The following is a 22,241-nucleotide window of genomic DNA, read 5'->3' on the forward strand; positions in this document are numbered from 1 at the left end:
GGCTTCCGGGCGCTCACGTATGCTTCGCGCCTTTGTACCAACTGGGGAAGCTTGGCGATGAAAATGGGATGGCTGCGCGCTGCCGCGTTGCTCGCTCTGGGGGTGTTCAGCGCGGTGGCGCTGGGCAAGGACAAACAGCCGACGGCCATCGTGGTCGGCGGTGGACTGGCGGGCCTGTCGGCGGCCTACGAGCTGCAACAGGCCGGCTGGCAGGTCACCGTGCTGGAGGCCAAGCCGCAGGTGGGCGGTCGTTCGGGCCTGGCCACCAGCGAGTGGATCGGCAATGCCAAGGTGCAGCCGACGCTCAACGGCTATCTGGATACCCTGAAGATCAAGGCCGTTCCGGCCCCCGAGTTCGTGCGTACGCCGAGCTACCTGATCGACGGCGTGTATTACTCCAGCAGCGACCTGAAGCAGAAGATGCCGGCCGTCGCCGCTGATCTGGAGCGCTTCGAGAAGTCCCTGGACGAACTGGCCGCCTCCATCGAGGACCCGCTCAACCCACTGTCGAGCAAGACCCTGTTCGCGCTGGACCAGATGAACGCCGCGCGCTGGCTGGACAAGCTGAACCTGTCGCCGACCGCTCGCCTGCTGGTCAACCAGCGCATCCGCTCGCGCTATGACGAACCGTCGCGCCTGTCGCTGCTGTACCTCGCCCAGCAGGGCCGCGTGTACCGCAACGTCGACGACCGCGACCTGCGTGCCGCGCGTCTGCCGGGTGGCAGCCAGGTGCTGGCCCAGGGCTTCGTCAAGCAGCTCAAGACCATCAAGACCAACGCCAAGGTCACCTCGATCAGCCAGGACAAGGACGGCGTGACCGTCAAGGTCGGCCCCACCGGCTACAGCGCCGATTACCTGGTGCTGGCCGTGCCGCTGCGTGCGCTGGGCAACATCACCATGATCCCGAGCCTGAACGAGAAGCAGCAGGCGGCGCTCAAGGGCACCAACTACGGCTGGCGCGACCAGATCCTGATGAAGTTCAAGCGCCCGGTGTGGGACGACAAGTCGCGCCTGTCCGGTGAAATCTTCAGCGACCAGGGCCTGGGCATGATCTGGGTGGAGCCTGCGACCAAGGGCGGCGCCAACGTGCTGATCAACCTGTCCGGCGACAACGCCCGCGTGATGCAGGCCTTCGGCGACCGCCAGGTGCTGGAGCAGGTGCTGATCCGCATGAACAAGTACTACCCGAAGATGCGCGGCGCGTACGACGGCTATGAAATGCGCCGCTACAGCACCGACGTCGGTACCGGCGGCTCCTACCTGGCCTACGGTCCGGGCCAGATCAGCCGCTTCTGGCGCGTCTGGGAAACCCCGGTGTCCCGCGTGGCCTTCGCCGGCGAGCACACCGATGCGCTCTACCCGGGCACCCTGGAAGGCGCCCTGCGCAGCGGCAAGCGCGCCGCCAGCCAGGTCCGCGACCTGTATGCCGGCAAGACGCCGGTGCTGGAAGGCAAGATGGCCGTGGCCGACAGCAAGCCGGCCGCTGGCGAGGCTCCGGCCGCCAAGGGCGAGAAGAAGGGCATCCTGTCCTGGCTGCCGTTCTGATCGGAAGCGTCCTACACACAATGCCGGCGAAAGCCGGCATTGTTGTTTCTGGGGCTCTGGTACGCCCCTTTCACCGGCAATCTATCTTGTGAATCGATGTTTCAGAGCAGGATTTTCCACTTTTATTCGATGGATTTGCCGTTAGTCTTGAGCCTCCGTTTTTCAAGGATGTTGATCGATGCAATGGCGTAATTCCCCCTCCCGCTACGGACTGGTCAGCCTGTTCCTGCACTGGGGCAGTGCGCTGGCGGTCTTCGGCCTGTTCGGCCTGGGCCTGTGGATGCGCGAGCTGGACTACTACGACACCTGGTACCACCGCGCTCCGGACATCCACAAAGGCATCGGCATCCTGCTGCTCATCGCGCTGGTTCTGCGTGTGCTCTGGCGTTTCGTCAGCCCGCCGCCGCCGGCCCCGGCCACTCATGGCCGGAACACCCGGCGGGCGACCGTGCTGGGCCACCTCGGCCTGTATGGCCTGTTGTTCACCGCCATGATCGCCGGCTACCTGATCTCCACCGCCGAAGGTAAGCCGATCAGCGTGTTCGGCTGGTTCGACGTGCCCGCCACCCTCAGCGGGCTGCCCGACCAGGCCGACGTCGCGGGCGTCATCCACCTGTACCTGGCCTGGGCGCTGGTGGTGCTGGCCGTGCTGCACGCCCTGGCGGCCCTCAAACACCATTTCATCGATCGCGACGCCACGCTGACGCGCATGCTCGGCCGCGCCGCGAAGTAAAAACCTCACTCACAGGGAGATTGTTCAATGCTGAAGAAGACCTTCGCCGCGCTGGCTCTGGGCACCGCTCTGCTCTCCGCCGGCCAGGCCATGGCCGCGGACTACAAGATCGACAAGGAAGGCCAGCACGCCTTCATCGAGTTCCGCATCAAGCACCTGGGCTACAGCTGGCTGTATGGCCGCTTCGACGACTTCGACGGTGCCTTCACCTTCGACGAGAAGAACCCGTCCGCCGACAAGGTCAAGGTGACCATCAACACCAACAGCGTGAACTCCAACCACGCCGAACGTGACAAGCACCTGCGCAGCGCGGACTTCCTGAACGTTTCGAAGAACCCGACCGCCACCTTCGAGTCCACCGCCGTGAAGGCCGATGGCAAGAACGCCGAGATCACCGGCAACCTGACCCTGAACGGCGTGACCAAGCCGGTCACCATCAAGGCTGAACTGATCGGCCAGGGCGACGACCCGTGGGGCGGCTACCGTGCCGGCTTCCTCGGCACCACCACCCTCAAGCTGAAGGACTTCAACATTCAGCGCGACCTCGGTCCGGCTTCCCAGGAAGTGGAGCTGACCCTGTCGGTCGAAGGGGTGCGTCAGTAAGACGCCCCAGTGCGAAAACGCCGGCGAATGCCGGCGTTTTCGTTTCTGCGCCTCACTCCGGGCGGCCCGGAAGGCACTCCTGGAGCAAGTGGGTGAGCAACTGTTGCTGGGCATCGTCCAGCGGCGCAAACAGAGCGTCATGGGTGCGTGCGAGGATGGCCTGGGTGCGGGCCTCGACGGTCAGCCCGGCCTCGGTGAGGAACAGCTGGAAGCTGCGCTGGTCACCGGGGTTGCGCTCGCGGCGGACCAGTCCCAGCGCTTCCATCTCGCGAATCTTGCGGGTGACCAGTGCCTTGTCGCGGCACAGCTTGCGGCCCAGGCTCTGCAGGCTCTGTCCGGCATCGGCGGCGATCAGTTCGAGCAGGCGGATGTCCGGTGGCGCGAGGTCGATACCTTCGGCGTACAGCTGGTCCTGGATGCTTTCGCGCAGGTGGTCGAAGACCTTCATCAGGGCCTGCGGCAGCTCGGGATTCACGGTATGGGTCATCGGCGCGGTCACGGTAAAAGGAATGTAAATCCGGTTGATTGGATCAACCATTTTTCTTATTTTAGTTGATGTTATCAACTTTATGCTGTCAGGCGTCCGCCTTGCGGGAAACCTACTGCGAATTCGGCAAGAAGCTAAATCGTTTCAGTAGTTTTCCCTCAGGGCTTTCGGACGTTTACAGACACTACTGAATGTAAGTATTTTTGCCAGCTTTTCCGGACCGGCAAGCCCACAGCCAACCCGGATGCTTCGCTCACGAGGACAACGATATGCAACGAAAGCCAGCCATGCGCGCCCTGGTCCCGGCCCTGCTCGTCGCCATGGCCACCCTTGCCGGCTGTGACAAGAGCCAGGCTCCGCAGGAGAAGCCGATCCCCGAAGTCGGGGTGGTGACCCTGCAATCGCAGGAGGTGACCCTGAGCACCGAGCTGCCCGGCCGGACGACTGCCTATCGCATCGCCGAAGTTCGCCCGCAGGTGAACGGCATCATCCTCAAGCGCCTGTTCAAGGAGGGCAGCGACGTCAAGGAAGGCCAGCAGCTGTACCAGATCGACCCGGCCACCTACGAAGCGACCCTGCAGAGTGCCCAGGCTAATCTGGTGTCCACCCAGCAGCAGGCCGAGCGCTACAAGGAGCTGGTCAAGGACGAGGCGGTGAGCAAGCAGCAGTACGCCGATGCCCAGGCTGCCTACCTGCAGGCCAAGGCCACGGTGGACAACGCCAAGATCAACGTGCGCTACACCAGGGTCTACTCGCCGATCTCCGGCCGCATCGGCCGCTCTTCGGTGACCGAGGGCGCGCTGGTGCAGAACGGCCAGGCCAACGCGATGGCCACCGTGCAGCAGCTGGACCCGATCTACGTCGACGTGACCCAGCCCACCACCGCGCTGATCCGCCTGCGCCGCGAGCTGGCCGCCGGACAGCTGGAGAAGGCCGGCGACAACGCCGCCAAGGTCAAGCTCTACCTGGAGGACGGCTCGGAGTATCCGCTGGAGGGCAAGCTGGAGTTTTCCGAAGTGTCGGTCGATCAGGGCACCGGCTCGGTCACCGTGCGTGCGATCTTCCCCAACCCGAACAAGGAGCTGCTGCCGGGCATGTTCGTCCACGCGCAGCTGCAGGAAGGCGTGAAGAAGCAGGCCATCCTCGCTCCGCAGCAGGGCGTGACCCGCGACTTCCGTGGCCAGGCCACCGCGCTGGTGCTGGGTGAGGGCGACAAGGTCGAGCAGCGCACCCTCAAGGCCGAGCGCACCGTGGGCGCCTACTGGCTGGTCAGCGATGGCCTGAAGCCGGGCGACCGCCTGATCACCGAGGGCCTGCAATACGTCCAGCCGGGCGTCCAGGCCAAGGCCGTACCCGCGAAGAACGTGGCGCCTACCGCCGGCGCCGCCGACAAGCCCGCCGCCGCTCAGCCGGCCAAGCAGGGTTAATCAAGGGGATTCGTAATGTCGAAGTTTTTCATTGACCGGCCCATCTTCGCCTGGGTGATCGCCCTGGTGATCATGCTGGCGGGCGGTCTGTCGATCCTCAAGCTGCCGGTGAACCAGTATCCGGCCATCGCACCGCCGGCCATCGCCATCCAGGTCGCCTACCCCGGTGCGTCCGCCGAAACGGTGCAGGACACCGTGGTGCAGGTCATCGAGCAGCAGATGAACGGTCTCGACCATCTGCGCTACATCTCCTCGGAGTCCAACTCCGACGGCAGCATGACCATCACCGTGACCTTCGACCAGGGCACCAGCCCTGACATCGCCCAGGTCCAGGTGCAGAACAAGCTGCAGCTGGCCACCCCGCTCCTGCCGCAGGAAGTGCAGCAGCAGGGCATCCGCGTGACCAAGGCGGTGAAGAACTTCCTGATGGTGGTCGGCGTCGTCTCCACCGACGGCAGCATGACCAAGGAAGACCTGTCGAACTACATCGTTTCCAACATCCAGGACCCGCTGTCGCGGACCGCCGGTGTGGGCGACTTCCAGGTGTTCGGTTCGCAGTACGCCATGCGCATCTGGCTGGACCCGGCCAAGCTCAACAGCTTCCAGATGACCCCGGCCGACGTGAAGGCGGCGATCCAGGCGCAGAACGTGCAGATCTCCTCCGGCCAGCTGGGCGGCCTGCCCGCGGTCAAGGGCCAGCAGCTCAACGCCACCATCATCGGCAAGACCCGCCTGCAGAGCGCCGAGCAGTTCAAGGAAATCCTCCTCAAGGTCAACGCCGACGGCTCTCAGGTCCGCCTGAAGGACGTCGCCGACGTGGCCCTGGGCGGCCAGGACTACAGCATCAACGCCCAGTTCAACGGCAAGCCGGCTTCGGGTATCGCGATCAAGCTGGCCACCGGCGCCAACGCGCTGGACACCGCCAAGGCGATCCGCTCCACCCTGAAGACCCTGGAGCCGTTCTTCCCGCAGGGCATGAAGATCGTCTACCCGTACGACACCACCCCGGTGGTCTCCGCCTCCATCCATGAGGTGGTGAAGACCCTGGGCGAGGCGATCCTGCTGGTATTCCTGGTGATGTACCTGTTCCTGCAGAACTTCCGCGCCACGCTGATCCCGACGATCGCCGTGCCGGTGGTCCTGCTGGGCACCTTCGGTGTGCTCGCCGCCTTCGGCTTCTCGATCAACACCCTGACCATGTTCGGCATGGTGCTGGCGATCGGCCTGCTGGTGGACGATGCCATCGTCGTGGTGGAGAACGTCGAGCGGGTGATGGCCGAGGAAGGCCTGTCGCCCAAGGAAGCCGCGCGCAAGTCCATGGGCCAGATCCAGGGCGCGCTGGTGGGCATCGCCCTGGTGCTGTCGGCGGTGTTCCTGCCCATGGCGTTCTTCGGCGGTTCCACCGGGGTGATCTACCGGCAGTTCTCCATCACCATCGTCTCGGCCATGGCCCTGTCGGTGCTGGTGGCGCTGATCCTGACCCCGGCGCTCTGCGCCACCATGCTCAAGCCCATCGAGAAGGGCGACCACGGCGAGCACAAGCGGGGTTTCTTCGGCTGGTTCAACCGCATGTTCCTGTCCACCACCCACGGTTACGAGCGTGGCGTGGCGTCGATCCTCAAGCACCGCATCCCGTACCTGCTGATGTACGTGCTGATCCTCGGCGGCATGGTCTACCTGTTCACCCGCATTCCCACCGCGTTCCTCCCCGACGAGGACCAGGGCGTGCTGTTCGCCCAGGTGCAGACCCCGGCCGGCTCGTCCGCCGAGCGCACCCAGGTGGTGGTGGACTCGATGCGCGAGTACCTGCTGGACAAGGAAAGCAGCTCGGTGGCCTCGGTGTTCACCGTGACCGGCTTCAACTTCGCCGGCCGCGGCCAGAGCTCGGGCATGGCGTTCATCATGCTCAAGCCCTGGGAAGAGCGTCCGGGGGCGGAGAACAGCGTCTTCGCCCTGGCCCAGCGTGCCCAGCAGCACTTCTTCAGCTTCAAGGATGCGATGGTGTTCGCCTTCGCCCCGCCGGCGGTACTCGAACTGGGTAACGCCGTGGGCTTCGACATCTTCCTCCAGGACCAGGCGGGCGTTGGCCACGACGTGCTGATGCAGGCGCGCAACCAGTTCCTCGGCCTCGCGAGCAAGCACCCGGCGCTGCAACGCGTGCGTCCCAACGGCCTGAACGACGAGCCGCAGTACAAGCTGCTGATCGATGACGAGAAGGCCAGCGCACTGGGTGTTTCGCTGGCGGACATCAACAGCACTATCTCCATCGCCTGGGGCTCGAACTACGTCAACGACTTCATCGACCGTGGGCGGGTGAAGAAGGTCTACCTGCAGGGTCGCCCGAATGCGCGGATGAGCCCGGAAGACCTGGACAAGTGGTACGTGCGCAACGACAAGGGCGAGATGGTGCCGTTCAGCGCCTTCGCCACCGGCGAGTGGAGCTACGGCTCGCCCAAGCTGGCGCGCTACAACGGCGTGCCGGCCATGGAAATCCTCGGTGAGCCGGCTCCGGGCCGCAGTACCGGTGAGGCCATGGCGGCGGTCGAGGAGATCGTCCAGCAACTGCCCAAGGGCGTTGGCTATGCCTGGACCGGCCTGTCCTACGAGGAACGGCTGTCCGGCTCCCAGGCCCCGGCGCTCTATGCCCTGTCGCTGATCGTGGTGTTCCTCTGCCTGGCGGCGCTGTACGAGAGCTGGTCGATTCCGTTCTCGGTGATGCTGGTGGTGCCGTTGGGCGTCATTGGTGCACTGCTGGCGACCTCCATGCGCGGCCTGTCCAACGACGTGTTCTTCCAGGTGGGCCTGTTGACCACCATCGGCCTGTCGGCGAAGAACGCGATTCTCATCGTGGAATTCGCCAAGGAACTGCACGAGCGCGAGGGCAAGCGCATCGTCGAGGCGGCCATCGAGGCCTGCCGGATGCGTCTGCGTCCGATCGTCATGACCTCCCTGGCGTTCATCCTCGGCGTGGTGCCGCTGGCGATTTCCTCTGGCGCCGGCTCCGGCAGCCAGCACGCGATTGGTACCGGTGTGATCGGCGGCATGGTCACCGCGACCGTCCTGGCGATCTTCTGGGTGCCGTTGTTCTACGTGGTGGTCAGTACCCTGTTCAAGGACGCCGCGTCCAAGGAACAGGAAGCCACCGAGAAGGGCCATTGATATGAGAAAGTCCCTCTTGTCCCTTGCGATCGCCGCCGGCGTGTTGTCCGGTTGCTCGCTGATCCCCGACTACGAGCGCCCCGAGGCGCCCGTGGCCGCGGCCTACCCGCAGGGCGAAGCCTACGATGCGGCGAAGCCGGCCAACGCCGGCGCCGACATCGGCTGGCGCGAGTTCTTCAAGGACCCGCAGTTGCAGCGGCTGATCGAAGTGTCGCTGGAAAACAACCGTGATCTGCGCGTGGCCGCGTTGAACATCGAAGCCTACCGGGCGCAGTACCGCATCCAGCGGGCCGACCTGTTCCCGGCGGTGGATGCCGGCGTCAGTGGTTCGCGCCAGCACGTGCCGAGCAGGTTGTCGCAGACCGGCAGCTCGACGATCAGCAGCCAGTACGGCGCGACCCTGGGCGTCACCGCCTGGGAGATCGATCTGTTCGGCCGCCTGCGCGCCCTGCGCGACCAGGCGCTGGAACAGTACTTCGCCAGCGAGGAAGCGCGCCGCAGCACCCAGACCAGTCTGGTGGCCAACGTCGCCAACGCCTACCTGACGCTGCGCGCCGACCAGGCCCAGCTGGAGCTGGCCCGCAATACCCTGGCCACCTACCAGAAGAGCTACGACCTGACCAAGCGCAGCTACGAGGTGGGTGCCGCCTCGGCGCTGGACCTGAGCCAGTCGCAGACCTCGGTGGAGCGCGCCCGTGCGATCTCGATGCAGTACACGCGCCTGGTCGCCCAGGACCAGAACGCCCTGGTGCTGCTGCTCGGTTCCGGCCTGCCGGCCGACCTGCCTCAAGGCAGGGGCCTGGACGACGAACTGCTGGCCAGCGTACCGGCGGGGCTGCCTTCCGACCTGCTGCAGCGCCGTCCGGACATTCTCCAGGCGGAGCACCAGCTCAAGGCCGCCAACGCCAATATCGGCGCGGCGCGCGCGGCGTTCTTCCCCAGCATCAGCCTGACTGCCAATGCCGGCAGTCTCAGCCCGGATCTCTCCGGTCTGTTCGACGCCGGTTCCGGCAGCTGGCTGTTCCAGCCGTCCATCAGCCTGCCGATCTTCAACGCCGGCGCCCTGCGCGCCAGCCTGGACCTGGCCAAGGTGCAGAAGGACATCAACGTGGCGCAGTACGAGAAAGCCATCCAGACGGCCTTCTCCGAGGTCGCCGACGGCCTCGCCGCCCGCGGCACCTTCGGCGAGCAGCTGCAGGCGCAGCGTGCGTTGGTGGAAGCCAGCGACCGCTACTACCGCCTGGCCGACAAGCGCTACCGCACCGGCGTGGACAACTACCTGACCCTGCTCGATGCACAGCGCTCGCTGTTCAGTGCCCAGCAGCAGCTGATCAGCGACCGCCTGAACCAGCTGACCAGCGAGGTCAACCTGTACAAGGCCCTCGGCGGCGGCTGGCAGGCGACGGCGGCGGAAGCCAAGCCGATCAAGGACGAGGCGCCCAAGGGCTGATCGCTCCCGGTTGGAAATGAAAACGCCGCCCTTCGGGGCGGCGTTTTTGTTTGTGCAGAAATGGCGGGCGCAGGGCGTCGGAGTTTGGTCCGCGAGCAAGCTCGCTCCTGCAGGGGCCGGCCTCCGTGCTCTTCGTAGGAGCGAGCTTGCTCGCGAACCCGCCGGACTAGAGCATCGCGCTGCGCGTCGCCGGCTGGATATGGTTGTCCGCCAGCCAATCCAGCGCGCACTCGCGCAGGCGTTCGGCCTGGTAGGCGTACCAGGCCTGCAGCAGCTCGGGGTAGCCCATCAGTACATGGCGGAAGGCCTTGAACGGCTTGCGCCCCTCGATGGCGTTGGCCAGGGCGGAGTAGGCGTGGGGATCGGGCACCTCGCGCAGGAAGTCGCGCATCAGCTCCAGTGACTGGCCGCTGCTCAGCGGTTCGATGGGCAGCAGGCGTTCCGGCTCGCGGTGCAGCAGTTCGGCCAGCTCCGGGTCGGGATCGTCTTCGGGAATCAGCAGCACCTGGCCGCTGAAGAGGTCCAGGTAATGATCGATCCCCTGGGTATCGAGCGCGAAGGCCAGTTCGTCGAGGTCGATGGTCAGCGGGCGCATGGTCACTCTCCCAAAGTGGCGAGTCACCGATGCTACGCCATGCGGATGACAACTGTCCTGCCATTGCCGGTCGGCGCGGGAGCACCGACCGGTTCGGGGTCACAGGCGGAAGCGTCCCACCTGCAGCTGCAGCTCGTTGCCCAGGCGCGCCAGTTCGGTGCTGGAGCTGGCGGTCTGCTCGCTGGCGGCGGCGGACTGGTCGGCGATCTCGCGGACCTGCACCACGCTGCGGTTGATCTCCTCGGCCACGCTGCTCTGCTGTTCGGCGGCGGAGGCGATCTGCAGGTTCATGCCCTGGATGTCCGCCACGGTGCGGGCAATGGTGCTCAGTGCCTCGCCGGCACGGCGCGTCAGTTCCACCGAGCTGCCGGTCAGGCGGCGGCTGCCGTCCATGCGCTGCGCCGCATCCTGGGCGCCGCGCTGCAGGCCGGCGATCAGGCCTTCGATCTCCTCGGTGGACTGCTGGGTGCGCCGGGCCAGGGCGCGCACTTCGTCGGCCACCACGGCGAAGCCACGCCCTGCCTCGCCGGCGCGAGCCGCCTCGATGGCGGCGTTGAGCGCCAGCAGGTTGGTCTGCTCGGCCACCGACTTGATCACGTCCAGCACGCTGCCGATCTTCTCGCTCTCCTTGCGCAGCGACTCCATGGCCTCGGCGGAGCGATCCACCTCGCTGGCCAGGCGGTCGATCTGCGCCACCGCATCCTGCACCACCTGGTCGCCCTGGCGGGCCTGTTGGTCGGCCTGCTGGGCGGCGGCGGAGGCCTGTTCGGCGTTGCGCGCGACTTCCTGCACGGTGGCGGCCATCTCGTGGATGGCGCTGGCCACCTGCTCGGTCTCCACCCGCTGGGCATTGACCCCGGCACGGGTCTGCTCGGTGACCGCCGAAAGCTCGTCGGCGGCCGTGGCCAGCTGGCCGACGCTGCCGCCGAGCTGGCCGATCAGCCGGGCCAGGTTCTCGCGCATGCGCAGCATGACCCGCTGCAACTGCCCGAGCTCGTCGGGACGCTGCAGGTTCAGGTCGCGCGCCAGGCCCCGCGACAGGTCGCCCTCGGCGATGTACTCCGCCAGTTCCAGCGCCTCATGGAGTGGCCGGACGATCTGCCGGTTGATGGCCCAGCCGGAGAGCAGGCCGAAGGCCAGGGCGAGGAGCGAGATGAGAATCAGCCGGGTCTTGGCGGCGGCGGTTTCCGCGGCGTTGCGTTGCAGGGTGTCGTCGTACAGGCGGGTGCTGGCGCCGAGCATCGCCTGGCTGGCGGCGTCCAGGGCCTGACGCGCCTGCTGCGAGGCGCTGCCCCCGGCACCGGTCATGCCATTGAATGCCGCTTGGTAGCCGGTCACGGCCTGGCGTACGGCGTTCAGCTTGGCGGCATCGATGTCGCTGCCGCTCAGGCGCTGCTCGATCAGCGTCAGCAGCTTCGTGCTGTGCTGCTCGACCCGCTGGGCCTGGGCGCGGTCGCCACCCAGTTCAAACTGCAGGCGGGCGAGGTTGGCCTGCTGGCCGAGATTGCCCAGCTCGGCGATGGTCGCCAGCTGCTCACCGCGTTGGGTCTGGTTGTCCAGGCTGCGCAGGCCGCCGAGCAGGACCAGCAGCGTGAGGAACAGGAGGATGCCGAATCCCACCACCAGCTTGAGGCTGACGTTCAGACGTCCCAGCTGGACTACTAACCAATCGTACATGTCGAAAGCTCCAGAAAGGCTTCGCCACGGGATCGACGGCCCGGGGCAGGGAGGATCGGGATGGGGCAGGTGAGGCGGATTTCTCGGGGCGCATCTGTGCGCGCCAGAGGCTATCGGCGGCTGTTTCGGAAACTAAAGGTCGGAAATGGTCACGATATGTTCGTGGCGCCGCCCGCATGCCCTACGAGAAGCCCACAGGAACGCAGGGCGTATAACGCTCCACGTTATACGCCGCCTGGCCTTGTCATCCGGCCATACGGACTTCGACCGGAAAGCAGTCACCGAGCGCTTCGAAGCACCTCCATGCGCCAACCGACGATCACGGTGTATCGGCGTACAACCGCGAACGGTTGTACGCCCTACGGAAAGAGAAAGGCCCGCATTGCGCGGGCCTTCTTCAGCACGGCAGGAATCAGACGCGGAAGCGGCTGACCAGCATCTGCAGTTCGTTGCCCAGGCGCGCCAGCTCCATGCTGGAGGCGGCGGTTTCCTCGCTGGCGGCGGCGGTCTGCTCGGAGATGTCGCGCACGTTCATCACGCTGCGGTTGATCTCCTCGGCCACGGCGCTCTGCTGCTCGGAGGCGGCGGCGATCTGCTGGTTCATCGACTGGATGGTCGACACGGTGCGGGTGATGGCGCCCAGGCGCTCGCCGGCACGGCGGGTCAGGTCGACGGTGCTGACGGTCAGTTCGCGGCTGGTTTCCATCATCTGTACGGCCTGCTGGGTGCCGCTCTGCAGGCCGGCGATCAGCTCCTCGATTTCCTCGGTGGAGGACTGGGTGCGCTGCGCCAGCGCGCGCACCTCGTCGGCCACCACGGCGAAACCACGCCCGGCGTCGCCGGCGCGTGCGGCCTCGATGGCGGCGTTGAGCGCCAGCAGGTTGGTCTGTTCGGCCACCGCCTTGATCACGTCCAGTACGCTGCCGATCTTCTCGCTTTCGCGCTTGAGCTTGAGCACCGACTCGTTGGAGCGGTCGACCTCGCCGGCCAGGCGGTCCATCTGCCCCACGGCCTCGTTCACCGCACCTTCGCCGTCGCGGGCCTGGCGGTCGGCGGCGGAGGCGGCCTCGGAGGCCTCCTCGGCGTTGCGCGCGACTTCCTGCACGGTGGCGGCCATCTCGTTCATGGCGGTGGCGACCTGGTCGGTCTCGGTCTTCTGGTTGTTGACCCCGGCACTGGTCTGCTCGGTGACCGCGGAAAGCTCCTCGGCCGCGCTGGCGATCTGCGTCACGCCGTCGTGGATGCGGCCGATCAGCTCGCGCAGGGACAGGTTCATGCGCTGCATGCTCTTCTGCAGCTGGCCCAGTTCGTCGGAGCGGCTGGCGTGGATGTCGTGGGAGAGATCGCCGTCGGCGATGCGTTCGGCGTGGCCCAGCACCTCGCGCAGCGGATCGACGATCTGCCCGGTGATGATCCAGGCAGCGATCAGGCCCAGCACCAGGGCGATCAGCGCGGAGAGGCCGAGCAGGGTCTTGGCCTGGGCGACGCCGGCATCGCGCTTGGCGGTTTCGCTGACGGTGAGTTCGTTGCTGATCTTCTCGATCTGCACGCCAGCGTCGCGCATGCGATCACGGGCGGCCTGGCTGGCGTTGACCTCGGTGCGGTAGGTATCGAGTGCCGCGCGGTAGGCGGCCAGGGCATCGAGGGCGCTCTGGTAGTCGGCGGCCAGGTCGGCGGGAGCATGCTGCATGCCCGCTTCTACGGCCTGGGTGGCCTGCTGGAGCCCGTCGATGGCGGTATTTTCCAGCGCGGGATTGTCGACGCTGGTGTAGGCGAGCACCTGGAAGCGCGCTGCCATCACCTGGCGGCCCAGGCTGGCCAGTGTCTGCAGTTGCTGCAGGCTTTCGCTGCTGCCATTGGCGACCAGTTTCTGCTCCGCCTTCTCCAGGCCGCCGGTGATGAGCGCGGCGTTGCGGATGAGGTTCTGCTTGGCGGCGTCGCGGGCCGCGAAGGACTTCAGCAGTTCGTCATACAGTCGGCGGTACTCCGCGGACAGCTCATGCTGCTGGTCCAGCTTGCGGCGGTCCTGCGCTTCGCTGAACTTGTCGTAGAGGGCCTGGTGGCGCTGGTCCAGCTGGTCCAGGGCGTCGACCACCAGCTTGGCGTCTTCCGGCGCGCGGGTGGACTGGAACTTCAGGCGGGCGATGCGCAGGTCCTTGGCGCCGGCCACCAACCCGGAAATCTCGCCGAGCTTGTCGCCACGGTTGATCACGTTGCCCAGGTTGATCCAGCCGGTGAGGGCGATCAGCAGGGTGAGCAACAGCACCAGGCCGAAGCCTGCGGCGAGTTTGAGTTTGACAGTCAGGTTGTTGAACCAGCGGAACATGGCGGTGGAGCTCCAGCGATGAACAGGGCCGGTACGCATGGCAGAGCGGGATGTGCGCTGAGTGGGAGCGACCGGTACTGCGGGTATCGGCGCCTGCGCCTGGAACTAAAGTGTTTTGCGGTGTTTTTCTGACTGGTGGTTCACGCTGGATGCCGCGTGGTTGCTGGCCTGGAGCCAGCCTGGACTAGAACAGGCGTGCCAGGAGCGCGGTGACGGCGGTTTCGACGCGCAGGATGCGCTCGCCGAGCTGGACGGGATTGAGCCCGGCTTCGCGGAGTTTTTCCACTTCGTAGGGAATCCAGCCACCCTCCGGGCCGATGGCCAGGGTGACGGGCTCGGCGAGGGCGCGCGGGCACTCGGGCCAGGGACCGGGGTGGCCGATCAGGCCGAGGCTGCCGGCGGCCAGGGCGGGCAGGCGGTCCTCGACGAAGGGCTTGAAGCGCTTCTCGATGATCACCTCCGGCAGCACGGTGTCGCGGGCCTGTTCCAGGCCGAGGATCAGTTGTTCGCGCACCGCCTCGGGTTCGAGGAAGGGGGTCTGCCAGAAGCTCTTTTCCACCCGGTAACTGTTGAGCAGCACCAGGTGCGGCACGCCCATGGCGGCGACGGTCTGCAGCACGCGGCGGAGCATCTTCGGGCGGGGCAGGGCGAGCAGCAGGGTGAGCGGCAGCTTGGCCGGCGGCGCCTGGTCGAAACTGACCTGCAGCTCGGCTTCGTTGGCTTCCAGCCGCAGCAGGCGGCCTTCGCCCATCAGGCCGCCGAGGCGGCCGACACGCAGGCTGTCGCCGCTTTCGGCACGGTGGACTTCCTGCATGTGGGTAAGGCGGCGGTCGCGCAGGATCACGCGATCCGCCGCGACGAAGTCGGCGTCGTCGAGCAGCAGCAGGTTCACGGACGGGTCGCCGGCGGCTGGTCGCCCTTGGACTCGTCTTCTTCCGTCTCCGGGCCGCGCTTGCGGATCAGGTGGCTGAACAGCACGCCGGCCTCGAACAGCATCCACATCGGCACCGCCAGCAGGGTCTGCGACAGCGGGTCCGGCGGGGTGAGGATCATGCCGACGACGAAGCAGCCGATGATCACGTAGGGGCGGATCTTCTTCAGGTAGGCCACGTCGACCACCCCGATCCACACCAGCAGCACGGTGGCCACCGGAATCTCGAAGGCCACGCCGAAGGCGAACAGCAGGGTGAGGAAGTCCAGGTAGCTGTTGATGTCGGTCATCGGCGTCACGCCTTCCGGGGCTTGGCCGAGGAAGAAGTGGAACATCAACGGGAACACCAGGAAGTAAGCGAAGGCCATGCCGGCGTAGAACAGCACGATGCTGGAGGCCAGCAGCGGCAGGGCGACGCGCTTCTCGTGCTTGTACAGGCCAGGCGCGATGAAGCCCCAGACCTGGCCGAGGATCACCGGCATGGCGATCAGCACGGCGACGATCATGGTCAGCTTCAGCGGCGCGAGGAAGGCCGACGCCGGGTCGATGGCGATCATGGTCGCACCTTCGGGCAGGAAGCGCCGCAGCGGCTCGGAAGCCAGGGCATAGATCTTCTGCGAGAAGTACAACAGGCCGATGAAGATCACGAAGATCGCGATCACGCAGCGCAGCAGGCGGGTGCGCAGCTCGGTCAGGTGCGAGACCAGGGGCATTTCCTGGTCGTTTTCGGGCTGGTCGGGTTTTTCGGCGCTCATGGGTTACGCGGCGTCTCGGACGAAGCGGGCGGCTGGCTCGCGGCAGTCGGTTGGCTGGCTTCCGGCGCTTGTGGCGCAGCGGCAGGCGCCGATTCCGGGGCGGCCGGCGGGACGATGCCCGCGCCCGGCAGGCTGTTCAGGCGGCTGTTGGGCGCGATGGTCGGCGCCGCGGGCGGCTCGACGGGCGCGCCCTGGCCTTCGGGCTGGGCCGGCTGCCGATGCGGGTTGAAGGTTTCCCGAGCCTGGGATTGCAGGTCGGTCAGCGGCGCCATCAGCTTCTTGGCTTCCTGTTCCATCTGCAGGATGTGTTCGTTGTGCAGCTGGCGGCGGATTTCGTCCGCACCCAGCTCACGCTCCACTTCCGTCTTGATGGCGTTGAAGCTGCGCTTGAGCCGGCCGATCCACAGCCCGGCGGTGCGCGCGGCACCGGGCAGGCGATCAGGACCGAGCACCAGCAGGGCGACGAGGCCCACCAGCAGCAGTTCGCTGAAGCTGATACCGAACATGGTTTATCCCATCAGTCCTTGCGAGCCGGCTCTTCGACCTTCTGCGCCGTGGCGTCGATGGTGTGCGGCTGGTTCAGCGGCGGGGTGCCGGCAGCGGCGTTGGGGTCTTTCTTCTCGTCTTCCTCGGTGTTCATCGCCTTGCGGAAGCCCTTGATGGCTTCGCCGACGTCCGAACCCAGGTTCTTCAGGCGCTTGGTGCCGAAGACCAGGACCACGACGATCAGGATGACGACCCAGTGTTTCCAGTCAAAGATGCCCATCTTGTTCTCCTTGAGGTAATCGGGTTCAGGCCGACGGTTGGCGGGCTGCCTTCTCGTCGTGCCCGGAAAGGCCAAAGCGGCGGTCCAACTCGTCCAGTACCGCCTGCGGGTGCTGGCCGAGGGCGGCGAGCATGACCAGGGAGTGGAACCAGAGGTCGGCCGTTTCGTAGATCAGGTCCGTGCAGTCACCGCTCGCGGCGGCGTCCTTGGCGGCCAGGATGGTTTCCACCGACTCCTCGCCGACCTTTTCCAGAATCTTGTTCAGGCCCTTGTGGTACAGGCTGGCCACATAGGAGCTGTCCGGTGCGGCATTCTTGCGCGCTTCGAGGACTTCCGCCAGACGGGCGAGGGTATCAGTGCTCATGGGGTTTTCCTGTACCTACGTGGGAGTAGATGGCATCCGGGTCCTTCAGGACCGGGTCGACGGTCTGCCAGGCGCCGTTCTCGAACACCCGGTAGAAGCAGCTTTCGCGACCGGTATGGCAGGCGATGCCGCCCAGTTGCTCGACCATCAGGATCACCACGTCGGCGTCGCAGTCCAGGCGCAGTTCGTGCAGCTTCTGCACGTGCCCGGAATCCTCGCCCTTGCGCCACAGCTTGCCGCGCGAGCGCGACCAGTAGATGGCGCGGTTTTCCGCCGCGGTCAGGGCCAGGGCCTCGCGGTTCATCCAGGCCATCATCAGCACGCGACCGGTGCGATGGTCCTGGGCGATCGCCGGCACCAGTCCATCGGCATTCCACTTGATTTCGTCCAGCCAGTCTTTCATCTCGGGTTCCGTACGGCGGGCACACGCGATGCCCGGAGCCACTGTCTACAACGCTTAAGTGTGCCAGCCGGGGCGGCGACTGGCTATCGGCGCAGGATCAGATACAGACCGCCGGCCAGCATCGCCCAGGCCGGCCAGGCCGCGAGGCTGTGGGTGGCCAGGCCGGTTTCGGCGGCGCCGGCGACCAGCACCGCGCCAATCAGACGCGCCGGCCAGGCGCTGGCCATGCCGGCCTGGCCGTTGCCATCGCGGGCTTCGTTCTGCGGTTCGCGGGATAGCCGTTCGAGCGTGTCGCGGGTCATCTGCGCCAGGTGCGGCAGCTGCTCAATGTGTTGCTGGGCGTTGCGCAGCAACTGGCCGGGGCTGACGCGGTCGCGCATCCAGCGTTCGAGGAAGGGCTGGGCAGTGGTCCACAGGTCCAGCTCCGGGTAGAGCTGGCGGCCCAGGCCTTCGATGTTCAGCAGGGTCTTCTGCAGCAGCACCAGTTGCGGCTGCACTTCCATGTTGAAGCGCCGCGCGGTCTGGAACAGGCGCAGCAGCACCTGGCCGAAGGAGATGTCCTTGAGCGGCTTCTCGAAGATCGGCTCGCACACGGTACGGATCGCCGCCTCGAAGTCGTTGACCTTGGTCTCGGCCGGCACCCAGCCCGAGTCGATGTGCAGCTGGGCGACCTTGCGGTAGTCGCGCTTGAAGAAGGCGATCAGGTTGCGCGCCAGGTAGTCCTGGTCCTCGTCGGTGAGGCTGCCGACGATGCCGCAGTCCACCGCGATGTACTGCGGGCTCCAGGGCGTACGGGTGCTGACGAAGATGTTGCCCGGGTGCATGTCGGCGTGGAAGAAGCTGTCGCGGAACACTTGGGTGAAGAAGATCTCCACGCCGCGTTCGGCCAGCGCCTTGAAGTCGGTGCGCTGGTCGCGCAGGGTGTCCAGGTCGGTGACCGGGATGCCGTAGATGCGCTCCATCACCAGCACCTTGGGGCGGCACCAGTCCCAGTAGACCTGGGGTACGTAGAGCAGCGGCGAGCCGTCGAAATTGCGCCGCAGCTGCGAGGCGTTGGCGGCCTCGCGCAGCAGGTCGAGCTCGTCGTAGATGGTCTTCTCGTAGTCGCTGACCACTTCCGCCGGGTGCAGGCGGCGGGCGTCGGCGGAGATGCGTTCGGCGGTGCGGGCGAGGATGTGCAGCCAGGCGATGTCGGAGCGGATCACCGGCTCCAGGTTCGGGCGGATCACCTTCACCACAACTTCTTCGCCGCTCTTGAGCTGCGCGGCGTGGACCTGGGCCACCGAGGCCGACGCCAGCGGTTCGCGCTCGAAGCGCGAGAACACCTGCTCGATCTTCGCCCCCAGCTGCTCCTCGATGCGCGCCACGGCGAGCTCGGGCGGGAAGGGCGGGACCTTGTCCTGCAGGCGCGCCAGCTCGTTGGCGATGTCGTCCGGCAGCAGGTCGCGGCGGGTAGAGAGGATCTGGCCGAACTTGATGAAGATCGGCCCGAGGTCTTCCAGGGTCAGGCGCAGGCGCTCGCCGCGCGTGAGCTGCAAGGGTTTGCGCGGCAGCCAGCGCCACGGCAGCAGGCCGCCGACCAGTCGCAGCCACCAGGGCAGGAAGGGCAGTTCGAGGACCATGTCGTCGAGTCGGTAGCGGATCGCCACGCGCTGGATGCGCAGCAGGCGGCGGAAGGCGAGCAGCTTCATGCGTCGGGCTTGATCTTCTGGGTCAGGCGGGTAATCCGCGCGTCGAGGCGGTCGAGGGATATCTTCAACTGGTCCAGCTCTTCGAAGCGGGCTTCGGCTTCATGCTGGCCGACCAGGGTGCGGCTTTCTTCGGCCAGGTAGTCGGCCAGGCTCAGGCGCAGGCTTTCCAGGCTGTCTCCGGCCCAGGCCATGCTGCCGCGCAGGCGTGCGCCGAGCAGGTGCGCGGGCACCGGGCCGAGCCAGCGGGAGACTTCGTATTCCCAGTCCAGCTCCAGGCTCTGCAGGATGTCGGCAATCTCCAGCAGCATGGCGCTGTCGCCGCTCATCTCCACTTCCGGGCTGTGCAGCACGCGGGTCTTGTCCCGCGCCAGGGCCAGTTGCAGCAGGCTGCCGGCTGGCGCGCGCAGGGTGCAGTCGACTTCGGCCTCAAAGTGCGCGGCCAGGTGCAGACCGTCGGCGTCGGGGAGGATGAACAGCCTGAGCGCGGGCGCCTGGCAGTCCACCTCCAGCACTTCGCCGGCCAGTCGGCCCAGGCGCTGCAGCGCCACGCCGTCCAGCCGCAGGACGCGGTTCAGGGTGGCTTCGGCGCTGGCCAGCACGGCCTGGGTCAGCAGGGTCATCAGGGCTTGATGCCGCGGTGCAGGGCGACGATACCGCCGGTCATGTTGTGGTAGGTGACGCGGTCGAAGCCGGCTTCCACCATCATCGACTTCAGGGTTTCCTGGTCCGGGTGCATGCGGATCGACTCGGCGAGGTAGCGATAGCTTTCCGAATCGTTGGTGACCAGCTTGCCCATCAGCGGCAGGAGGGTGAAGGAGTAGGCGTCATAGGCCTTGGACAGCAGGCTGCTGGTGGGCTTGGAGAATTCCAGCACCAGCAGGCGGCCACCCGGCTTGAGCACCCGCAGCATGGAGCGGATGGCTTCGTCCTTGTGGGTGACGTTGCGCAGGCCGAAGGCGATGGTCACCGCGTCGAAATGGTTGTCCGGGAAGGGCAGCTTCTCGGCATCAGCCTGGACGAAGCTGACGTTGCCGGCGACGCCGCTGTCGAGCAGCTTGTCGCGGCCGACCTTGAGCATCGAGGCGTTGATGTCGGCCAGCACCACTTCGCCGGTCGGGCCGACCAGGCGGGAGAACTGGCGGGTCAGGTCACCGGTGCCACCGGCGATGTCCAGCACCCGGTTGCCGGCGCGCACGCCCGACAGCTCGATGGTGAAGCGCTTCCACAGACGGTGGACGCCACCGGACATCAGGTCGTTCATCAGGTCGTACTTGGCCGCCACCGAGTGGAAGACCTCGGCGACCTTCTCGGCCTTCTCGCTCTCGCGCACGGTCTTGTAGCCGAAGTGCGTGGTGGGGTCGGCGCTGTCCTGGCCGGCTTGGGGCTTGCGCGGTTCGCTCATGGCATTTCTACCCTGGAAGTCAGTGGCGGGCATTCTAACAGGAAGCAGAGAAAACGCCGCCCCGGTCACCGTGCCCTCGGGGTGCGGCGATACGGCGCGGCGCGTATGATCGCGGGGTCAGTCAGTCACGGAGTCCCAGCATGTCCCGTATCCACGTCGAACGTCCCCATTCCCTCGGCCGCGAGGCCGCCCGCGCCAAGGCAGAGAAGCTTGCCGACAAGCTCACTCGCGAGCACGGCGTGAGCAGCGAGTGGCAGGGCGACACCCTGGTGATCAAGCGCAGCGGCGTGGACGGGCGCATCGAGGTGGGCGAGGACAAGATCGCGGTGGACGTGAAACTGGGCCTGATGCTCTCGGCCATGAGTGGCCTGCTCAAGGGCGAGATCGAGCGCGCGCTGGACAAGGCACTGGCGTGATTCTCTGCGGCCCCGCTCCCTGCGGGGCCATGCCGTTTTCCGGACGGCGCCGGCGTTCCTGTGAACGCTGGTATGTGTTTTCTAATTTTCCCCGATACCTTGGCCCACAGTCCCGCCTTTCGCGGGCAGCTATTCGACATCATCGAATCTGAATCCTGTGAGGTGCCACCATGGCCAAGGCAGTCAGCAAGAAGAAAGTCGCAGAACTCGAATCCTCCTTCTACACCGACGCCAAGCACTACGCGCGGCAGATCTGGCTTGCGGGCCTGGGTACCTACGCCAAGGTCGGCCACGAAGGCAGCGAGTACTTCAAGGAACTGGTCAAGTCCGGCGAGTCGGTGGAGAAGAAGGGCCGCGAGCTGGTCACCACCCAGATCGATGCCGCCAACGACAGCGTCAAGGGCCGCCTGCACGGCGTGAAGGCCAAGCTCAACCTGGACAGGATCGAAGAGGCTTTCGACGTCCGTGTCGCTGCCGCTCTCAATCGCATCGGAATTCCCTCCAGGCGTGATGTGGCGGCGCTCTCTGCTAAGCTGGATTCGCTGAGCGAAGCGCTCGAGCGTGTCGCGAGAACTCAATAAGGAGAGCAGGATGGCTGGCAAAAAAACTACCGATAAAGAGTCCAGTTGGATCGGCGAGATCGAGAAGTACTCGCGGCAGATCTGGCTGGCCGGCTTGGGGGCCTACTCGAAGGTCAGCAAGGACGGCAGCAAGTTGTTCGAGACCCTGGTCAAGGACGGCGAGAAGGCTGAAAAGGAAGCCAAGACCGAAGTCGACAAATCCGTTGGCGCGGTGAAGTCTTCCGCGCGTTCGGCCAAGTCCAAGGTCGAGGCGGTCAAGGGCAAGGCGATCGACAAGTGGGGCGAGCTGGAGGAGGCGTTCGACAAGCGTCTGAACAGCGCGATTTCCCGCCTGGGCGTGCCGAGCCGCAATGAGGTGAAGGACCTGCACAGCAAGGTCGAGAGCCTGACCAAGCAGATCGAGAAGCTCACCGGCGTCAGTGTGAAGCCCGCCGCGAAACCGGCTGCCAAGGCTGCCGCCAAGCCTGCAGCCAAGGCTGCTGCCAAACCCGCCGCGAAAGCCGCAGCCAAGCCGGCCGCGAAACCCGCTGCGAAGACCGCTGCCGCAAAACCCGCTGCCAAGCCTGCGGCGAAACCGGCCGCCAAGCCGGCCGCTAAAGCTGCCGCGAAGCCTGCTGCCAAGGCTACCGCCAAACCGGCTGCGAAGCCGGCGGCCAAGCCCGCTGCAAAACCGGCCGCCAAGGCTGCTGCCAAGCCCGCTGCGGCGAAGCCCGCCGCTGCGAAACCGGCTGCCGCGAAGAAGCCGGCGGTGAAGAAAGCCGCTGCGCCCAAGCCTGCTGTTGCCAAGCCAGCTGCCGCCAAGCCGGCGGCTCCGGCCGCCACTCCGGCACCGGCGGCGCCTGCCGCTGCTCCGGCCGTGACGCCCGCCGCCGCTCCGGTGACGCCGCCGACCCAGGCCTGATAAGCCTGTCGCCGTACCCACGCCCGGCC

22 protein-coding genes and 1 pseudogene are annotated in these 22,241 nt (G+C 66.4%); 9 read left to right on the forward strand and 14 right to left on the reverse strand.

From position 1 onward, the window contains the following. Nucleotides 1-57: 57 nt before the first annotated feature. The 3 genes from ACAW63_RS07005 (at nt 58) to ACAW63_RS07015 (ending at nt 2,881) form a co-directional block, all read left to right on the forward strand. Complete coding sequence (locus tag ACAW63_RS07005) at nt 58-1,545, forward strand: flavin monoamine oxidase family protein (RefSeq protein ID WP_275609814.1); 1,488 nt, start codon at nt 58-60, stop codon at nt 1,543-1,545. 178 nt (nt 1,546-1,723) lie between these two features. Then, complete coding sequence (locus ACAW63_RS07010; protein ID WP_371232649.1) at nt 1,724-2,278, forward strand: cytochrome b; 555 nt, start codon at nt 1,724-1,726, stop codon at nt 2,276-2,278. 27 nt (nt 2,279-2,305) lie between these two features. Further along, entirely contained in the window at nt 2,306-2,881 is a 576-nt protein-coding gene (locus ACAW63_RS07015) for a YceI family protein (protein WP_371232651.1), read from the forward strand. A 52-nt stretch (nt 2,882-2,933) separates the two neighbouring features. Here the strand turns inward: ACAW63_RS07015 and ACAW63_RS07020 are convergent, their stop codons facing one another. Continuing rightward, a complete protein-coding gene (locus ACAW63_RS07020) occupies nt 2,934-3,368 on the reverse strand; it encodes a MarR family winged helix-turn-helix transcriptional regulator (RefSeq protein ID WP_371232652.1) in 435 nt (144 codons plus the stop codon). Nucleotides 3,369-3,637: 269 nt separating this feature from the next. On the opposite strand from ACAW63_RS07020, the gene mexA reads away from it, so the two are divergent. From mexA to ACAW63_RS07035, 3 genes are read left to right on the forward strand one after another with little or no spacing between them, the layout of a single operon-like run. Continuing rightward, entirely contained in the window at nt 3,638-4,795 is a 1,158-nt protein-coding gene (gene mexA, locus ACAW63_RS07025) for a multidrug efflux RND transporter periplasmic adaptor subunit MexA (RefSeq protein ID WP_371232654.1), read from the forward strand. A gap of 15 nt (nt 4,796-4,810) precedes the next feature. Then, nucleotides 4,811-7,954, forward strand: coding sequence for an efflux RND transporter permease subunit (locus tag ACAW63_RS07030; protein ID WP_371232656.1), 3,144 nt, complete (start codon nt 4,811-4,813; stop codon nt 7,952-7,954). 1 nt (nt 7,955) lies between these two features. Further along, entirely contained in the window at nt 7,956-9,404 is a 1,449-nt protein-coding gene (locus ACAW63_RS07035) for an AdeC/AdeK/OprM family multidrug efflux complex outer membrane factor (protein WP_371232658.1), read from the forward strand. 166 nt (nt 9,405-9,570) lie between these two features. Here ACAW63_RS07035 and ACAW63_RS07040 read toward each other — a convergent pair whose 3' ends face one another. From ACAW63_RS07040 to ubiE, 13 genes and pseudogenes are all read right to left on the reverse strand, one after another. Beyond that, nucleotides 9,571-9,999: a UPF0158 family protein gene (locus ACAW63_RS07040; RefSeq protein WP_275609821.1), complete on the reverse strand. Its 429-nt coding sequence runs from the start codon at nt 9,997-9,999 to the stop codon at nt 9,571-9,573. Nucleotides 10,000-10,098: 99 nt separating this feature from the next. Beyond that, the gene (locus ACAW63_RS07045; RefSeq protein WP_371232660.1) at nt 10,099-11,676 is read right to left on the reverse strand and encodes a methyl-accepting chemotaxis protein; all 1,578 of its coding nucleotides are present in this window, start codon (nt 11,674-11,676) and stop codon (nt 10,099-10,101) included. Between the two features lie 412 nt (nt 11,677-12,088). After that, the gene (locus ACAW63_RS07050) at nt 12,089-12,961 is read right to left on the reverse strand and encodes a methyl-accepting chemotaxis protein (RefSeq protein WP_371234599.1); all 873 of its coding nucleotides are present in this window, start codon (nt 12,959-12,961) and stop codon (nt 12,089-12,091) included. A 48-nt stretch (nt 12,962-13,009) separates the two neighbouring features. Next, nucleotides 13,010-14,041 (reverse strand): annotated as a pseudogene (locus tag ACAW63_RS07055) (methyl-accepting chemotaxis protein); the annotation flags it as partial. A gap of 145 nt (nt 14,042-14,186) precedes the next feature. Further along, on the reverse strand, nt 14,187-14,894 hold the full coding sequence (locus ACAW63_RS07060) for a 16S rRNA (uracil(1498)-N(3))-methyltransferase (RefSeq protein WP_370600547.1): 708 nt from the start codon (nt 14,892-14,894) through the stop codon (nt 14,187-14,189). Next, the gene (gene tatC / locus ACAW63_RS07065; RefSeq protein WP_371232663.1) at nt 14,891-15,688 is read right to left on the reverse strand and encodes a twin-arginine translocase subunit TatC; all 798 of its coding nucleotides are present in this window, start codon (nt 15,686-15,688) and stop codon (nt 14,891-14,893) included. Before tatC ends, ACAW63_RS07060 begins: the two co-directional genes overlap by 4 nt. Beyond that, nucleotides 15,685-16,194, reverse strand: a complete 510-nt coding sequence (gene tatB, locus ACAW63_RS07070) for a Sec-independent protein translocase protein TatB (protein ID WP_371232665.1) — start codon at nt 16,192-16,194, stop codon at nt 15,685-15,687. The genes tatC and tatB overlap by 4 nt, the downstream gene beginning before the upstream one ends. A gap of 11 nt (nt 16,195-16,205) precedes the next feature. Continuing rightward, nucleotides 16,206-16,454, reverse strand: a complete 249-nt coding sequence (locus ACAW63_RS07075; RefSeq protein WP_275609827.1) for a twin-arginine translocase TatA/TatE family subunit — start codon at nt 16,452-16,454, stop codon at nt 16,206-16,208. Between the two features lie 25 nt (nt 16,455-16,479). After that, nucleotides 16,480-16,818, reverse strand: a complete 339-nt coding sequence (locus ACAW63_RS07080) for a phosphoribosyl-ATP diphosphatase (protein ID WP_045212901.1) — start codon at nt 16,816-16,818, stop codon at nt 16,480-16,482. After that, nucleotides 16,808-17,221 (reverse strand): phosphoribosyl-AMP cyclohydrolase, encoded by a 414-nt coding sequence (hisI, locus tag ACAW63_RS07085; protein ID WP_024766215.1) that lies wholly within the window; start codon nt 17,219-17,221, stop codon nt 16,808-16,810. Before hisI ends, ACAW63_RS07080 begins: the two co-directional genes overlap by 11 nt. 83 nt (nt 17,222-17,304) lie before the next feature. Further along, nucleotides 17,305-18,912: a ubiquinone biosynthesis regulatory protein kinase UbiB gene (gene ubiB, locus ACAW63_RS07090; protein ID WP_275609828.1), complete on the reverse strand. Its 1,608-nt coding sequence runs from the start codon at nt 18,910-18,912 to the stop codon at nt 17,305-17,307. Next, entirely contained in the window at nt 18,909-19,535 is a 627-nt protein-coding gene (locus tag ACAW63_RS07095; RefSeq protein ID WP_371234601.1) for an SCP2 domain-containing protein, read from the reverse strand. Before ACAW63_RS07095 ends, ubiB begins: the two co-directional genes overlap by 4 nt. Next, nucleotides 19,532-20,314 (reverse strand): bifunctional demethylmenaquinone methyltransferase/2-methoxy-6-polyprenyl-1,4-benzoquinol methylase UbiE, encoded by a 783-nt coding sequence (gene ubiE, locus ACAW63_RS07100; RefSeq protein ID WP_275609829.1) that lies wholly within the window; start codon nt 20,312-20,314, stop codon nt 19,532-19,534. Before ubiE ends, ACAW63_RS07095 begins: the two co-directional genes overlap by 4 nt. A gap of 140 nt (nt 20,315-20,454) precedes the next feature. On the opposite strand from ubiE, the gene ACAW63_RS07105 reads away from it, so the two are divergent. From ACAW63_RS07105 to ACAW63_RS07115, 3 genes are all read left to right on the forward strand, one after another. Continuing rightward, nucleotides 20,455-20,730 (forward strand): polyhydroxyalkanoic acid system family protein, encoded by a 276-nt coding sequence (locus ACAW63_RS07105; RefSeq protein ID WP_275609830.1) that lies wholly within the window; start codon nt 20,455-20,457, stop codon nt 20,728-20,730. 170 nt (nt 20,731-20,900) lie between these two features. Then, complete coding sequence (locus ACAW63_RS07110; RefSeq protein WP_371232669.1) at nt 20,901-21,311, forward strand: phasin family protein; 411 nt, start codon at nt 20,901-20,903, stop codon at nt 21,309-21,311. 10 nt (nt 21,312-21,321) lie between these two features. Continuing rightward, the gene (locus ACAW63_RS07115) at nt 21,322-22,212 is read left to right on the forward strand and encodes a phasin family protein (protein WP_371232671.1); all 891 of its coding nucleotides are present in this window, start codon (nt 21,322-21,324) and stop codon (nt 22,210-22,212) included. The last annotated feature ends 29 nt before the right edge of the window (nt 22,213-22,241 follow it).

Source organism: Pseudomonas sp. QE6, assembly GCF_041379005.1.
GTDB lineage: Bacteria > Pseudomonadota > Gammaproteobacteria > Pseudomonadales > Pseudomonadaceae > Pseudomonas.

Coding starts and splice junctions, on each gene's coding strand:
- ACAW63_RS07040 (WP_275609821.1), bottom strand. CDS start 9,999: ATGCGCCCGCTGACCATCGACCTCGACGAACTGGCCTTCGCGCTCGAT.
- ACAW63_RS07110 (WP_371232669.1), top strand. CDS start 20,901: ATGGCCAAGGCAGTCAGCAAGAAGAAAGTCGCAGAACTCGAATCCTCC.
- ACAW63_RS07035 (WP_371232658.1), top strand. CDS start 7,956: ATGAGAAAGTCCCTCTTGTCCCTTGCGATCGCCGCCGGCGTGTTGTCC.
- ACAW63_RS07080 (WP_045212901.1), bottom strand. CDS start 16,818: ATGAGCACTGATACCCTCGCCCGTCTGGCGGAAGTCCTCGAAGCGCGC.
- ACAW63_RS07105 (WP_275609830.1), top strand. CDS start 20,455: ATGTCCCGTATCCACGTCGAACGTCCCCATTCCCTCGGCCGCGAGGCC.
- ACAW63_RS07010 (WP_371232649.1), top strand. CDS start 1,724: ATGCAATGGCGTAATTCCCCCTCCCGCTACGGACTGGTCAGCCTGTTC.
- ubiE (WP_275609829.1), bottom strand. CDS start 20,314: ATGAGCGAACCGCGCAAGCCCCAAGCCGGCCAGGACAGCGCCGACCCC.
- ACAW63_RS07030 (WP_371232656.1), top strand. CDS start 4,811: ATGTCGAAGTTTTTCATTGACCGGCCCATCTTCGCCTGGGTGATCGCC.
- ACAW63_RS07015 (WP_371232651.1), top strand. CDS start 2,306: ATGCTGAAGAAGACCTTCGCCGCGCTGGCTCTGGGCACCGCTCTGCTC.
- ubiB (WP_275609828.1), bottom strand. CDS start 18,912: ATGAAGCTGCTCGCCTTCCGCCGCCTGCTGCGCATCCAGCGCGTGGCG.
- mexA (WP_371232654.1), top strand. CDS start 3,638: ATGCAACGAAAGCCAGCCATGCGCGCCCTGGTCCCGGCCCTGCTCGTC.
- ACAW63_RS07005 (WP_275609814.1), top strand. CDS start 58: ATGAAAATGGGATGGCTGCGCGCTGCCGCGTTGCTCGCTCTGGGGGTG.
- ACAW63_RS07045 (WP_371232660.1), bottom strand. CDS start 11,676: ATGTACGATTGGTTAGTAGTCCAGCTGGGACGTCTGAACGTCAGCCTC.
- ACAW63_RS07050 (WP_371234599.1), bottom strand. CDS start 12,961: ATGCAGCGCATGAACCTGTCCCTGCGCGAGCTGATCGGCCGCATCCAC.
- hisI (WP_024766215.1), bottom strand. CDS start 17,221: ATGAAAGACTGGCTGGACGAAATCAAGTGGAATGCCGATGGACTGGTG.
- ACAW63_RS07115 (WP_371232671.1), top strand. CDS start 21,322: ATGGCTGGCAAAAAAACTACCGATAAAGAGTCCAGTTGGATCGGCGAG.
- ACAW63_RS07075 (WP_275609827.1), bottom strand. CDS start 16,454: ATGGGCATCTTTGACTGGAAACACTGGGTCGTCATCCTGATCGTCGTG.
- tatC (WP_371232663.1), bottom strand. CDS start 15,688: ATGAGCGCCGAAAAACCCGACCAGCCCGAAAACGACCAGGAAATGCCC.
- ACAW63_RS07020 (WP_371232652.1), bottom strand. CDS start 3,368: ATGACCCATACCGTGAATCCCGAGCTGCCGCAGGCCCTGATGAAGGTC.
- tatB (WP_371232665.1), bottom strand. CDS start 16,194: ATGTTCGGTATCAGCTTCAGCGAACTGCTGCTGGTGGGCCTCGTCGCC.